Annotated in this window: 13 protein-coding genes and 1 pseudogene; all 14 read right to left on the bottom strand. The window is 60.9% G+C overall.

Going from position 1 to position 14,464, the window contains the following annotated elements:
* Positions 1-10: 10 nt before the first annotated feature.
* Positions 11-979, bottom strand: a complete 969-nt coding sequence (fliM, locus tag GKKCFE_RS06305; RefSeq protein ID WP_003184019.1) for a flagellar motor switch protein FliM — start codon at positions 977-979, stop codon at positions 11-13.
* 9 nt (positions 980-988) lie between these two features.
* Entirely contained in the window at positions 989-1,492 is a 504-nt protein-coding gene (gene fliL / locus GKKCFE_RS06300; RefSeq protein ID WP_047226254.1) for a flagellar basal body-associated protein FliL, read from the bottom strand.
* 236 nt (positions 1,493-1,728) lie between these two features.
* Positions 1,729-3,108 (bottom strand): flagellar hook-length control protein FliK, encoded by a 1,380-nt coding sequence (locus GKKCFE_RS06295; RefSeq protein WP_445577616.1) that lies wholly within the window; start codon positions 3,106-3,108, stop codon positions 1,729-1,731.
* Between the two features lie 88 nt (positions 3,109-3,196).
* On the bottom strand, positions 3,197-3,541 hold the full coding sequence (locus GKKCFE_RS06290; protein ID WP_092458410.1) for an Hpt domain-containing protein: 345 nt from the start codon (positions 3,539-3,541) through the stop codon (positions 3,197-3,199).
* 31 nt (positions 3,542-3,572) lie between these two features.
* On the bottom strand, positions 3,573-5,279 hold the full coding sequence (locus GKKCFE_RS06285; RefSeq protein WP_445577615.1) for an ATP-binding SpoIIE family protein phosphatase: 1,707 nt from the start codon (positions 5,277-5,279) through the stop codon (positions 3,573-3,575).
* A 105-nt stretch (positions 5,280-5,384) separates the two neighbouring features.
* Positions 5,385-5,684: pseudogene (locus tag GKKCFE_RS06280) on the bottom strand (STAS domain-containing protein); the annotation flags it as partial.
* 102 nt (positions 5,685-5,786) lie between these two features.
* The gene (gene fliJ, locus GKKCFE_RS06275; protein ID WP_047226250.1) at positions 5,787-6,236 is read right to left on the bottom strand and encodes a flagellar export protein FliJ; all 450 of its coding nucleotides are present in this window, start codon (positions 6,234-6,236) and stop codon (positions 5,787-5,789) included.
* A gap of 6 nt (positions 6,237-6,242) precedes the next feature.
* Positions 6,243-7,601, bottom strand: coding sequence for a flagellar protein export ATPase FliI (gene fliI, locus GKKCFE_RS06270; protein ID WP_047226249.1), 1,359 nt, complete (start codon positions 7,599-7,601; stop codon positions 6,243-6,245).
* Entirely contained in the window at positions 7,591-8,436 is an 846-nt protein-coding gene (fliH, locus tag GKKCFE_RS06265) for a flagellar assembly protein FliH (protein WP_139050818.1), read from the bottom strand. Before fliH ends, fliI begins: the two co-directional genes overlap by 11 nt.
* Positions 8,437-8,443: 7 nt before the next feature.
* Positions 8,444-9,463 carry a flagellar motor switch protein FliG gene (fliG, locus tag GKKCFE_RS06260; RefSeq protein WP_003199086.1) on the bottom strand — a complete coding sequence of 340 codons (1,020 nt, stop codon included), beginning with the start codon at positions 9,461-9,463 and terminating at the stop codon, positions 8,444-8,446.
* A complete protein-coding gene (gene fliF, locus GKKCFE_RS06255) occupies positions 9,456-11,240 on the bottom strand; it encodes a flagellar basal-body MS-ring/collar protein FliF (protein WP_047226247.1) in 1,785 nt (594 codons plus the stop codon). The genes fliG and fliF overlap by 8 nt, the downstream gene beginning before the upstream one ends.
* Positions 11,241-11,255: 15 nt before the next feature.
* Positions 11,256-11,582 (bottom strand): flagellar hook-basal body complex protein FliE, encoded by a 327-nt coding sequence (fliE, locus tag GKKCFE_RS06250; protein WP_047226246.1) that lies wholly within the window; start codon positions 11,580-11,582, stop codon positions 11,256-11,258.
* Between the two features lie 215 nt (positions 11,583-11,797).
* Positions 11,798-13,186, bottom strand: coding sequence for a sigma-54-dependent transcriptional regulator (locus tag GKKCFE_RS06245; protein ID WP_047226245.1), 1,389 nt, complete (start codon positions 13,184-13,186; stop codon positions 11,798-11,800).
* A 5-nt stretch (positions 13,187-13,191) separates the two neighbouring features.
* On the bottom strand, positions 13,192-14,400 hold the full coding sequence (locus GKKCFE_RS06240; protein WP_439125572.1) for a sensor histidine kinase: 1,209 nt from the start codon (positions 14,398-14,400) through the stop codon (positions 13,192-13,194).
* Positions 14,401-14,464 lie beyond the last annotated feature (64 nt).

Genomic DNA, 14,464 nt, shown 5'->3' with positions numbered 1-14,464 from the left:
TCGACACCGCTCAGCGGCGTTCGATCGGCTCGATCACCTGCAACGCCAGGTTGCCTTTGTGAGAGCCCATCTTGACCTTGAAGGCCGGTACACCGTTGGCGCGCATGATCATGTCTTCAGGCATCTCGACAGGAATAATGTCCCCCGGCTGCATATGCAGGATGTCCCGCAGGCGCAGCTGACGCCGGGCAACCGTCGCGCCGATCGGCACGTCGACATCCAGCACATCCTGACGCAAAGCATTGATCCAGCGCTCGTCCTGATCGTCGAGATCCGACTGGAAGCCGGCGTCGAGCATTTCCCGTACCGGCTCGATCATCGAGTACGGCATGGTCACGTGCAGATCGCCACCACCGCCATCGAGCTCGATGTGGAAGGTCGAAACCACAATGGCTTCGCTCGGGCCGACGATGTTGGCCATGGCCGGGTTCACTTCCGAGTTGATGTACTCGAAGTTCACTTCCATGATCGCCTGCCAGGCCTCCTTCAGATCGACAAAGGCCTGCTCCAGCACCATGCGCACTACCCGCAGCTCGGTCGGGGTGAATTCACGCCCTTCGATCTTGGCGTGACGACCGTCACCGCCGAAGAAGTTGTCCACCAGCTTGAACACCAGTTTGGCGTCAAGGATGAACAGCGCAGTGCCGCGCAACGGCTTGATCTTCACCAGGTTGAGGCTGGTGGGTACATACAGCGAATGCACGTATTCACCAAACTTCATCACCTGCACGCCACCGACGGCCACATCGGCCGAACGGCGCAGCATGTTGAACATGCTGATGCGGGTGTATCGGGCGAAACGCTCGTTGATCATTTCCAGGGTCGGCATCCGTCCGCGAACGATGCGATCCTGGCTGGTCAGGTCGTAGCTTTTGACGCTGCCCGGCTCAGCAGCGTTTTCGGTCTGCACCAGGCCATCGTCGACACCATGCAACAGCGCGTCGATTTCATCCTGGGACAACAGGTCCTGCACGGCCATGTCGGGTTCCTACTGCAATACGAAGTTAGTGAAGAGCAACTGTTCGATCACCACTTTGCCGAGCTCTTTCTGAGCCACTTCCTGCACGCTGGCCGTGGCTTTCTGACGCAGCATTTCCTGGCCGACGGGCGTGGCCAGGGTGTCGAAATTCTGTCCGGAAAAGAGCATCACCAGGTTATTGCGGATCAGTGGCATGTGCACCCGCAGCGCTTCCAGATCAGCCTGGTTGCGGCCCAACAGGGTGATACTGACCTGCATGTAGCGTTGGCGGCCGTTCTGGGTGTAGTTGGCCACGAAAGCGGGCGCCATCGGCTCGAAAATCGCCGGCTGCTTGCCCACCGGCGCGGCCTCGACCGCGACGGCCGGCTTGCTTTGAGCGTTGTGCATGAAATACCAGGTCGCCCCCACAGAGACCCCAATGGCCAGGAGCAAGCCCACCACGATCAAGATGATCAGCTTGATTTTGCCCTTGGTTGCCGGGTCCTTTACAGCTGCTGCTTCGCTCTTCGCCATGCCAATAATCCGTCACTAATCGGGGTTTTCACTGTTGCACGGCAAGGCAGGAGCAAGTGTTATGCCAGAAGTGTCGGGGCACAAGGATCACGATTGGGATGCAATCTGCAGAACGCCATAAAACCAATGTGGGAGCGAGCCTGCTCGCGATAGCGGAGTGTCAGTCACCCATTTTGGGACTGATTCACCTCTATCGCGAGCAGGCTCGCTCCCACAGGGGGGGGGACATCTTGGGGTCAGGCGTAGAAATCGACCGCGCTGGTGCCGATCACGCTGGTGGCAGTGGCTGCTACTTCAGCAATGCTGGCTGGCAGGTCTTCCTCTACCGAATCCACCCGACCGCCGGACGATGTTGTGCGCCCAGCCTGGGCCTGTTGCTGCGCTTGCTGTTCCTGCCCTTGGGAGCCACGGGATTGGTCGGACACGCTGACGTCGACCTGGCCCATGCCCTGCTGGGCAAAACTGTCGCGCAGGCGATGCATCTGACCTTCGAGCGCTTCGCGAACGCCGGAATGAGCGCTCATGAACGTCACCTGGGTCTGCTGATCCGGAACCATGTTCACCCGAATATCCAGACGACCGAGTTCGGCCGGCTGCAACTGGATATCGGCCGCCTTGAGGTTGACACTCGACAGGTACATCACCCGGTTGACCACTTCTTCGGTCCAGCCGCTCTGATTCATGGCGATAGGCTGGTTGACCGGTATCGCATTGGCGGTTTTTGGCGTGGCGGCCTGGGTTAGCGCCGCCAGACGGTTAGCGAAGTCATCCACGCGAGTATCGCTGGAGGCGGCGGTCAGATCCTTGAGACCCTCATTGATCAAACCGCCAAATGCCTTTTCACCGCCTTGGCTGCCGGGGCCAGTACTGTTCTGATCAGCCTGGACGGTGAGCATGCTTGCCATGCCGGCGGCAAAGGTTTGGGCCGATGACGGCTCACCGTCAACCGATGCAGGGGCAGGCGTCTTGGACTGCGCGTGGCTGGCAGCGGAAACATGGCCGCTCTGCTCCATCGCCAGGCGCAAGGCAGGCAATGCATCAAGCGGATCGGCCGCCGGATCGAATTCAGGATCGACCGCCACCGAAGCCTGGGCCGCTGTGGCCAATGGAGCAACCGGCGCCGCCGCAGCGGCGACTTGAGGCGTCGTCGTGGCCACCACGGGGGCGGGTTCTGCCTCGGTTGCGACAACCGTTGCGATCATATCCGGCAGCAGCGCGGGGTCCACAGCCGGATCGTCAGAATCAACTTCCGCCACTGGGGTTTCAGTCGTGTCGGCACCGTCATCACTGGCCACCTTGTCATCGGCCGTTGACGGTTTGTCGGCGGGCAAGGATTTGCCGCTATCGGCAACCGTCGTCTCGGAGGCGGCAGCCGTTTCGTTGCCTTCGTCTTTTTTGACGGTGTTATCAGAAGCCTGGTCGCGTACCTGTTTAACCGATGGCTCGGGGGCGGTCGACGACTTGGCGGGGGCCTGGCGGGCGAAGACCTGGGCGAAGCTGGAGGCTTTATTCCCGAACTCAGGGGCCGCTGCCGGTGAATTGACGGCGGCCTGAGGCTTGGCCTGCGGGGTGGCCTGCGGGGTGGCCTGAAGCAGTGTATTGGGCGTTACGGACATAAAAAGGTCTCCACTGCACTGGAATCATAGGTACAGTCGAGAGATGACAATGCAAGGGACGGGCCAACCTATTGGCAATGCTCGAATCTCAGCAGTGGAACCCTTCACGCTCTTCCCTGCAAAGCTTGCGAACGTGGGCGAATTCACTGTCGATTTCGCTGACCAGCTTTTCAATCCCGCCTAACGACGGCTGTTTGGCACGTTGCTCCAGTTCGCCGCACAGTTCTGCCAGGCGGATGGCGCCCATGTTGCTGCTGCTGCCCTTGAAGCTGTGGGCCGTGGCACTGAGCTTTTCCGCGTCCCGAGCCTCATGCAGCACACGCAGGCGTGCTTCGGAATCGTTAAGAAAGGTATCCAGCAGCTCCAGATACCCGTCCTCCATGACTTCCTTCAACGTACTCAGTACGTCGCGGTCCAGATGAATCTCACTCACTTGTTCGCTCCCTGATCAAGAATGGCGCCGATTATGCCAGAGCCTCCCAGAAAAACTCCACGCGTGCACTACGACCATCGTCGGACCAGCAGGCCTGATGGCTCAACTGGCGCACCAGGCTCACGCCGCGCCCCGACAACCGGTTACTGTCCGCAGGTCGTGCCAACACCCGGGCGACATCGAAGCCCTGGCCACTGTCTTCAACTTCAATGACCAGACGACCACCGTCACCGTGAGGCGTGACGTGCACATGAACCCGGACGTGACCGCTGTTCAATTCATCCAGGCGCTGGTTGCGCTCGCTGTAGTAACGGGCGAAACCCGACGCGTCGCGCTTGAGACTCGAATCGAGCCCCAATACGCCATGGTCCAGCGCATTGGAGTAGAGCTCCGACAGCACGCTGTAAAGAGCGCCACTCTGAGCCCTGAGCCCATGAACCTCAAGCAACAGCTGCAACAGGTACGGCATCGGGTTGAACCGCCTGAGCGTCTGCGCGCGAAACTCGAAACTCATCGACCAGTCCAGCGGACTGGACTGGCCGCTATCGGAATAGACCGGCGGTGGCGGGTTGAGTTGCGTCGGCGCGACCAAGCGCACCTCGACCATGCTGAAGTCGTCCCGCGGCTCGCCGCGAAAGTCCCGCAAGGCTTGCTGGATGTCTTCGAAAAGACAGTCGGGCTCACGATTGGCCGAAAAGACCTGTTGCAAACGCTCCACGCCAAACAGCTGCTCATTGTCGTCAGCGGTGTCGATCACGCCATCGGACAGCAGGAATACCCGGTCACCCAGCGACATGGGGTGTACTTCAGTGCGGTCATCGAACAACTGGGGAGTGAGCACGCCCAGCGGCAGGTGCCGCGCCGGCAATGGCGAGCGCACACCGCTGAGGCTGTCATGCAGGTAACCATCGGGCATGCCGCCGTTCCAGACTTCCACCGTGCAGCGCTGGAAACTCAGGCATAACAGGGTCGCGCAACAGAACATGTCCACCGGCAGGATGCGCTTGAGCTTGGCATTCATCTCCCGCAGGATCTGCGCCAGGCCATAACCTTTGGCGGTCATGCCGTAGAACACCTCCGCCAGCGGCATCGCGCCGACAGCGGCCGGCAAACCGTGTCCGGTGAAATCCCCCAGCAGGATGTGCATATCGCCCGCCGGGTTGAATGCGGCCAGCAGCAGATCTCCGTTGAACAGGGCGTAAGGGGATTGCAGGTAACGGATGTTCGGTGCGCTCAGACAGCCGGAATGGGCGATCTTGTCGAACACGGCCTTGGCCACGCGCTGCTCGTTGAGCAGGTAGTCATGGTGCCGGGATATCTGGTCACGCTGCTCCACGACAGTGGCCTGCAACCGACGCAAGCGGTCCATGGCCTTGATCTTGGCGGCCAGGATGACCTGGTTATACGGCTTGGCCAGAAAATCGTCGCCCCCGGCTTCCAGACATCGGGCCAAGGCTTCGCTTTCGGTCAACGAGGTGAGAAAGATGATCGGAACCAACTGCTCCCCGGCCAGTTGCTTGATCTTTTGCGCCGCCTCGAAACCATCCATCACCGGCATCATCGCATCCATCAGCACCAGGTGCGGACGCTGCTGGATATAGATGTCCACCGCTTCGGCACCGTCAGCCGCAGTGAGCACGTGATGGCCCTGACGACGGACAATAGTCGACAGCAGCAGTCGGTCAGCGGCACTGTCTTCGGCAATCAGGACCGTCAGCGGTTCGAGGTCGGACAACATGGCTGCCGGTCAAGCTTTTCCGGGATGAAGTTTATCCTGGAGATGGCCTGCCTGTGGCTTGTCTTTTTCTCCCGAGCTGTCTTTCCCTGCTTCTTCTTTAGGATAGATATCGAACAGCTTGTCGAAGTTGGAGATCGCGAGGATTTTCTTGACGTCACTGTTGCTGTTCACGATCCGGATATCCGAATCTTCGCCGCCGGCATGATCGCGTAGCAACAGGAGCATGCCCAAGGCGGAACTGTCGAGATAAGTGGCTTCTTTCAAGTCCACCACAATGGATTCGGGCTTTTTGTTGAGCCGCTCGTAAGACTCGCGAAACTCCTGATGCCGCCCAAAATCGAAACGACCCTTGATCGAGATCGTCAGCTTTTGCCCATCGGGGGATACTTCGGTAACGACTGACATGTTCGGCTTCCTTGTCATGGACATACGTGTACAAGGTTTAGCACCTGGTAGAAGTCTGAGCAAGGTTTGGAACACTTCCCTCTCAAAATCCCGGCCCGATGATCAATACGGATCCTGACGTGGCAAACGCTGGGACAATTCATCCAGCAGTTTTTGCTCGCGCCTGTCCTCCAATCGCCGCGCTTCGTCGATATAACGCTGTACCAGTTTGCGCAGCCCTTCGACCCGGGCGAAAGCCTCCTGCCAACTCTGGCGAGCCTTTTCCAGGTTGTTCTGGTGCCAGACCAGACTCTGGCGCTGCTGGTCAATGGCGGTGCCCAATTGCGCAAGAAAGCCCTGGTAACCCAGCAACCATTGGCCGGAAACCCCATGGCTGCCACGGGCGATCCACTGCTCCTGGTATTCGAGACGGAAATTTTCCAGGTCCGCCAGTTTGCTTTCGGCGACAGCCACCTGCCCTTGGAAATATGCCAGACGCTGGACGGCAGTTTTTTCGGCTTTTTCCGCCATCTCCACCACGGGCGCCAGACGCGCCGCACGACTCGTGGCCATGGCCGGTTACCCGCCGGCGACCGGAGTGAAGATGCTCTGCAGGTGCGCTTCGCTGGCGCCCATGCCGATGTTGTCGTTCAGGCTCTGGCGCAGATAGACCGCCATTGCCGGATAGAGATTGATGGCGGTATCGGTCTCACGATCACCGCCGGGCACGTAGGCACCGACGCTGATCAGATCGCGGCTTTGCTGATAGCGCGACCAGTATTGCTTGAACTGTTGGGCGCGCTTGAGGTGCTCGGCGCTGATGACCGACGGCATGACGCGACTAATGGACGCCTCGATGTCGATGGCCGGATAGTGCCCTTCTTCGGCCAGACGCCGGGACAACACGATGTGACCGTCGAGCACGCCACGGGCCGAGTCGGCAATGGGATCCTGCTGATCGTCGCCTTCGGACAGCACGGTATAGAACGCCGTGATCGAACCGCCGCCCTTTTCCGCATTACCGGCGCGCTCAACCAGCTTGGGCAACTTGGCGAATACCGAGGGTGGATAGCCTTTGGTGGCCGGCGGTTCGCCGATGGCCAGGGCGATTTCCCGCTGGGCCTGGGCGAAACGGGTCAACGAGTCCATCAGTAGCAGGACATTCTTGCCCTTGTCGCGGAAATACTCGGCGATCCGCGTGCAGTACATGGCGGCCCGCAGGCGCATCAACGGTGCATCATCGGCTGGCGAAGCCACGACCACTGATCGCTTGAGGCCCTCTTCGCCGAGGATGTGCTCAATGAACTCCTTCACCTCGCGGCCCCGCTCGCCGATCAGCCCGACCACGATAATGTCCGCCTCGGTGAATCGGGTCATCATGCCCAGCAGCACACTCTTGCCCACCCCCGTACCGGCAAACAGGCCCAGACGCTGACCGCGCCCGACCGTCAACAAACCGTTGATGCAACGAATGCCCACGTCCAGCGGCACGCTGATGGGGTCGCGCTTGAGGGGGTTGATCGTCGGGCCGTCCATCGGCACCCAATCCTCGGCCTTCATGCCGCCCTTGCCGTCCAGGGCACGCCCGGCGCCGTCCAGCACCCGTCCGAGCATGCTCATGCCCATGGGCAGCCGACCGGTGTCAGCCAAAGGCACAACCCGCGCGCCAGGTGCGATGCCGGCTACGCTGCCCACCGGCATCAGAAAGACCTTGCTGCCGGAGAAGCCCATGACTTCGGCTTCGACCTGGACCGGGTGATAACTGTCGTCGTTGATCACCATGCAGCGACTGCCCATGGCGGCACGCAGGCCCTCGGCTTCGAGGGTCAGGCCAACCATGCGCAGCAAGCGCCCTTCCAGGATCGGCTGCCCGGCCAGCTCGGTGGCCTCGGCGTAGCTGCCCAGGCGCTTGCCGAAACTGGTTCGCTCAAGGCGCATCGCGGCCGTCCAGTTCAGGGGGACTGAGTTCAAGAGCATCCGACTCTGCGGCGTCTGGATCAATAGAGGTGTCAACCTGGGGCTCGTCCGGCAATTCCAGGCTCAGGTCGGCAGCAGCCGGGTGCAGTGCCTGTTCGTGCAACTGGTCGAAGAGCTTGGCCATGATCTGGCTGATGCGGGTTTCGATGGTCGCATCAATGCGGCTGTGCTCGGTTTCCACGCGGCAACCGCCCGGCAGCAGGGATTCGTCCTCGACGATGCGCCAGGTTTCTTCATGACGCTCACGCAGCGCCTTGACCAGTTCGAAATCCTGAGGATTGATGTACAGCCGCACATTGCCCACGCCCAACGGCAAAAGCTTGAGGGCTTCGCGCATGACGTGTTCGATCTGGCTCGAATCAATGGCCAGTTCCCGCTGGATCACTTGTCGAGTGATGTGCTGCACCAGCCCGACCAGGGACTTCTCGATCTGAGTGTCCTGCTCGGCGATGGGCTCGAACAGGTTGAGCATCAGCGATTCCAGCGCGCGGAGCTTGGCTGTCAGCGCTACGTCGGCTTCCTGGCGAACCTTGAGCGTGGTGCTATGGAAACCTTCTTTTTCACCAATGGCGAAGCCTTCGTTGTAGGCCTCCTGACGAATGCTTTCGACTTCTTCGAGGGTCAGTGGCTGGACTTCTTCCAGCGGCACCTCCTCCATTTCCGGCAGTTCTTCCTCGGGCTCAGGCTCAGGCTCGGGCACGTGGGGATCGAAGCTGGGCAGCGACCAGACGTCAAAACCACCGACGTCCCGAGCGCGGATCAGGTCGCTGGGTGAACCATCACTCTTGGCAGACATAACGACCTTAGATCATCTCTTCGCCGCCCTTGCCACCGAGCACGATCTCTCCGGCTTCGGCCATACGGCGGGCGATGGTGAGGATTTCCTTTTGTGCGGTTTCCACGTCGCTGACACGTACCGGGCCCTTGGCCTCGAGATCGTCGCGCAACAGTTCGGCCGCCCGTTTGGACATGTTCTTGAAGATCTTTTCCTTGACGCCTTCGTCCGACCCCTTGAGGGCCAGTACCAGGACGTCGGAGGACACTTCGCGCAACAGCGCCTGAATGCCGCGATCGTCGACATCGGACAGGTTGTTGAACACGAACATGAGGTCTTCGATCTGACCGGACAGGTCTTCGTCGAACTCGCGGATCGAGTCCATGAGCTGGCCTTCGATCGAACTGTCGAGGAAGTTCATGATGTCCGCCGCGCGCTTGATGCCACCCAGAGTGGTGCGCGAGGCATTGGAGTTACCCGAGAACTGCTTCTCGAGAATCTGGTTCAATTCTTTCAGGGCCGCCGGCTGCACGGTATTGAGCGACGATACCCGCAGGATGATGTCCAGGCGCACCTTATGATCGAAGTTGCCCAGCACTTCACCAGCCTGGTCCGGGTCGAGGTAAGCCACCACGATCGCCTGGATCTGCGGGTGCTCGTAACGAATCACGTCAGCCACCGCGCGCGGCTCCATCCACTTGAGGCTGTCCAGGCCGCTGGTATTGCCGCCCAGCAGAATCCGGTCGATCAGGCCATTGGCCTTGTCCTCGCCCAGGGCCTGGGTGAGCATTTTGCGCACGTAGTCGTCAGATCCGACGCCCAGGCTGGTCTGGTCGCCGACGATGTCGACGAACTCGCTCATCACCTGTTCGACCTGCTCACGGTGCACGTTGCCCATCTGCGCCATGGCCACGCCCACGCGCTGGACCTCCTTGGGCCCCATGTGACGCAACACTTGGGCGGCGTCGGTCGACCCCAGGGACAGCAGCAAAATCGCGGCTTTGTCGACCCGGGACAATTTGGCAACAGCGGCTCGATTATCACTCATCTGCGTTAATCCACTCTTTCACGACCTGGGCCACACGACCCGGATCTTCTGCCACCAGACTCTTGATAGCGTTCAACTGAGCGTCATAGCCTTCACTCGGACTTGGCAGCAGAATGCTCTGCGGCCCACCGAGGCTGACGCGATCATTGGCCAATTCGCCATCCAGGCCGCCCATGCCTCCCAGCTCTACATCACCCAAGCCAGCCAACTGCTTGTTCTTGCCGCCACCGGTAATGTTGTTGAGCACCGGACGCAGCACGCCGAACACCAGGATCAGGATGAACAGCACACCCAATACTTGCTTGACCACATCCCAGAACCAGGGTTGCGAATAAAATGGAATGTCGGCGATTTCTTCGCCGCGCTCCTGGGAGAACGGCACGTTGATCACGCTCACGCTGTCGCCACGGCTGGCGTCGAAACCGACCGCGTCCTGCACCAGGCGAGTGAACCGCGCCAGTTCGTCGGCACTCCACGGCGCACGGCTGGTTTCGCCATTGGCCGGGTTGATCTTGACCTGATCGTCCACCACCACCGCGACCGACAGGCGATTCAAACGGCCCTGCTGCTGCTTGGTGTGGCTGATGGAACGGTCGAGCTCGAAGTTCTTGGTCGATTGTTGGCGCTTGTCGGCCGGGTATGGCGCCAGCATCGGCTGACCGGTGGCCGGGTCCATGATCTGTTGGCCGTTGGCGTCGATCAGCGGCTGGCCCGGTTGCACCATGCCAGCGGCCGCAGTGGCACCACCGGTGGTCTGGGGCGCGCTGGCCGGCGACGGCGGTTGGTTGCTAAGCGCACCAGGCACGCCTTGCGGGCCATTGCTGGCGGTGCGTTGCTCGTTCACCGACTGTTCGCTGCGCAACGCCGGTTGATCAGGGTTGAACTGTTCGGACGTCGATTCGACGGAGCTGAAATCCACATCGGCCGACACCTCGGCCTTGTAGCGGTCGTTACCCAGGATCGGTTGCAGGATGTTGTGCACACGCTGAGTCAGCATGCCTTCCATGCGACGGCTGTAGTCGAATTGCTTGCCGGCCATGGTCAGAGCAGAGTTCTCCGCCTGATCGGACAACAGGTTGCCCTTCTGGTCGACCACGGTGATCTGGGACTTGCTCAACTCGGGAACACTGGTAGCCACCAGATTGACGATGGCCACGACCTGGCTGGGCTCTAAAGAACGACCGGAATACAGTTCAACCAGTACCGAGGCGCTTGGCTTGCGCTCATCGCGCACAAACACCGAGCTTTTTGGAATCGCCAGGTGCACACGGGCACCCTTGACGTTGTTCAGGCTGGCAATGGTGCGCGCCAATTCGCCTTCAAGGCCGCGACGATAACGGGTCGCCTCCATGAACTGGCTGGTACCCAGGCCCTGGTCCTTGTCGAGGATCTCGAAACCGATATTGCCATCGGTGGGCGTTACGCCAGCAGCGGCGAGCTTGAGGCGCGCGCGCGCCACGTCGTCGGCCTTGACCAGCAAGGCGCCGGAATTGGGTTCGACGGTATAAGGAATGTCGGCGGCAGCCAGGGTTTCCATGACTTGCTTGGCGTCCATGCCCTCCAGACTGCCGTACAAAGGACGGTAGTCTGGCTGCTGGGACCACAGCACCACGGCAAACCCGATCGCCACGCTGGCAGCCAGGCCGACCAACAGGCCCACCTGACGCAGCATGGTCATCTCGGAGAGGTTTTCCAGGAAGGACAGACCGAACAGCGGCGGTTTGCCGTCGGGCGGAGTGGCCTTGGCCGGAACGTTATCAGCGACTGCTTCTGCCATGACTCAATAATTTCCTTAGACCGGCATCTGCATGATGTCTTGGTAGGCTTGAACCAGCTTGTTACGAACCTGGGTCAACGCCTGAAACGAGACACTGGCTTTCTGCGAAGAGATCATCACGTCCGTCAGATCGACGCCACTTTTGCCAATCTCGAAAGCACTGGCCAACTGACTCGATGCCTGCTGGGTATCGTTCACTTTATTGACGGCCTGACCGAGCATGTCGGAAAAACTGCTGGCGCCCACTTCCGGGACCGCGACCGACTTAGGCTGTGCCATGGCGTCCATTTGCATGGCCCGCATGTCCAGCATCAACCGATTAAATTCAATACCTTGGCTCATGGTCTACTCTCTCTGGCGGCCCGCATTTTTTTGACACTTACTCAGCGGGTACACAGGTATTAGCAACAAGGGTGCCAGCTCCGTGACCGTAAAAAACAAATGCATGTGGGAGCGGGCTTGCTCGCGAAGGCGGTGGTTCAGTCAATGCAACGGCGACTGGTAAATCGCTTTCGCGAGCAAGCCCGCTCCCACAAGGGATATTCGGTGCACATCACTCAACTGGCGAACAGGTAGGCCTCGACGTCCATGCCGGCGTCACGCATTTGCGCCAGCTTGTAGCGCAGGGTGCGCGGGCTGATCCCCAAGCGCTCGGCCGCTTCCTTGCGACGCCCGCGCTCGGCGCGCAGGGTGTCGATGATCATCTGGAATTCGCGACGACGCAGGTCGTCTCCCAAAGCACCGGCCGATTCGCCCTCCACTTCCGCCGGAGGGGCGAACGCCGGGACCGCTGACACGGCCGGCAATGGCGCGCAGGCCACCGGCCCGCTCAGGCAAAAATCTTCCGGCTGGATCAGACCGCCCTGCTGCAGAATCAATGCCCGCTGAATCGCGTTATCCAGCTCCCGTACGTTGCCAGGCCAGGGGTAGGCGATCAGAAACGCCTGGGCCTCGGGGGACAGCCTGGCTGCCGCATGCTTCATTTTATTGACGTGTTTGGTCAGCAGACGCTCGGCCAGCGGCAGGATATCGGCGGTGCGCTCGCGCAACGGTCGCCAGGCCAGCGGAAATACTGACAGACGGTAGTAAAGGTCTTCGCGAAAACGCCCTGCTGCCACTTCGCCAGCCAGGTCGCGGTTGGTGGTCGCCACCACGCGGATATCCAGGCTGATAGGCTTGCGCGCACCCACCCGCTCCACTTCCCGCTCCTGCAACACGCGCAACAGCTTGGCTTGCAGGCCAAGGGGCATTTCGGAAATTTCATCGAGCAGAATGGTGCCACCGTCAGCCTGCTCGAACTTGCCGGCCTGGGCCGAGATGGCGCCAGTAAACGAGCCCTTCTCGTGACCGAACAGCGTCGCCTCCAACATATTGTCGGGAATCGCCGCACAGTTAATGGCAATGAACGGTTCGCTGGCACGCCGGGATTGCTGGTGAATGTAGCGCGCCAGCACCTCCTTGCCGGTGCCGGATTCGCCGGAAATCAAAACAGTGGAGTCGCTGCGAGCCACCCGCGCGGCCAACGCCAGCAACTGCGCACTGGCCGGTTCGATCGCGACCGGGCCTTCACCCTCGACGGCAGGGCTGCCCAAGGCATGGCGGGCCACCAGATCCAACAGCGCCTTGGGCTCGAACGGCTTGACCAGATAATCCGCAGCCCCCTGGCGCATGGCATCCACGGCGCGCTCGACGGCACCGTGGGCAGTCATCAGCAGGACCGGCAATTGAGGTTGGCGGGCGCGCAACAAACCAAGCAGCTGGTGCCCATCCATGCCCGGCATGTTGACGTCACTGACCACCAGGCCGAAGGTCTCTTGAGCCACGGCCAGCAAAGCATCTTCCGCCGAACCGACGGCGGTGTAATCGTGCCCGGCCAGCACCAGGGTATCGGCCAGCGCCTCACGCAGGGCCCGGTCATCCTCAACCAGTAACACCTTGATCGCCATGACCTTCACTCCACTCCCGGCGTACTGGAAAACAATGGCAAAAGCACCAGTGCACAGGTGCCACGCCCCAGACGCGAGCGCAGTTGCAATTCTCCCTGATGGGCACGCGCCACTGCCTTGACTACGGTCAGGCCCAAGCCCGTGCCTGTGGTCTTGGTGGTAAAAAAGGGTTCGCCCAAACGCGCCAGCACCGCTGGCTCGATGCCGCTACCACTGTCACTGACACACAAGCGCAAGGTGTTGCCCCGTGTGTACAAGTGCACTTTGAGCCGGACGTCGCCGCCGCTGGCCTGGACGGCGTTTTCGATCAGGTTCAACACTGCGCCCACCAGGGTGTCGCGATTACACAACACCTCGCCAGCATGGCTGTCGCATTGCCAGCGAATTGGCAGGTCCTGCACGTGAGTCAATGCGGCGGCTTGCAAGGATTGCAGCAAGACCTTGGGGGTGACGCGATCGGTCAATGGCAACTCGCCACGAGCGAACACCAGCATGTCGCGCACCTGATGCTCCAGCTCGTGCAGCCGCTCTTTCAGGCGCCCGGCGAAGCGTTGCTGGGTTTCCACCGGCAGTTGCTGCTCGGTCAGATGACTGGCGTACAGCAAAGCGGCCGACAGCGGCGTACGAATCTGATGAGCCAGCGAGGCCACCATCCGCCCCAGGGAAGACAGACGCTCGTGGCGGGCCAGTTGATCTTGCAGATGACGGGTTTCAGTCAGGTCATTGAGCAACACGAGCTGCCCGGGCTCGGCGTCCAGCGAACGAGTGGAGATGGACAGGCGCCGACCGTCCTTGAGCGACACTTCATGGCCGTCGTCTTCACGCGGGGCGAAGCAGCGGGCGATGACGTGCCGCCACAACTCGCCCTCCAATGGCAGGCCAAGCAGCTCGCAGGCCGCCGGATTGGCTTCGCGCACGCGACCATGGGCATCGATGACGATAACGCCACCGGGCAACAGGTCGAGGAGATTTTGCAGCCGATTAGCCAGCCGTTCCTTTTCCGCCAGCTCCTGCATGCGCTGGGCACTGACCACTGCCAGCTCGCCCTTGAGCTCAGTGACGCGAGCTTCGAGCAGGCTGTAGGAATCGGTCAACCGGCTGGACATCTGGTCGAACAGCGAAAAGGCCTGCTCAAGTCCAACCCGGCTTGCCTGCTCGGCGGACGGCATGATCCCCGGCTCGGGGACAGGTGAGATCTGGGCGGCTTGGGTCATCGTGCTCTCTCGCTTGGCTGACCGTCAGTTAAACGGAACGTTGCGAGGGATGTAGCAATACCCG

The organism is Pseudomonas sp. E141 (genome assembly GCF_052659885.1).
This window is presented reverse-complemented; position numbering and strand designations above follow the sequence as displayed.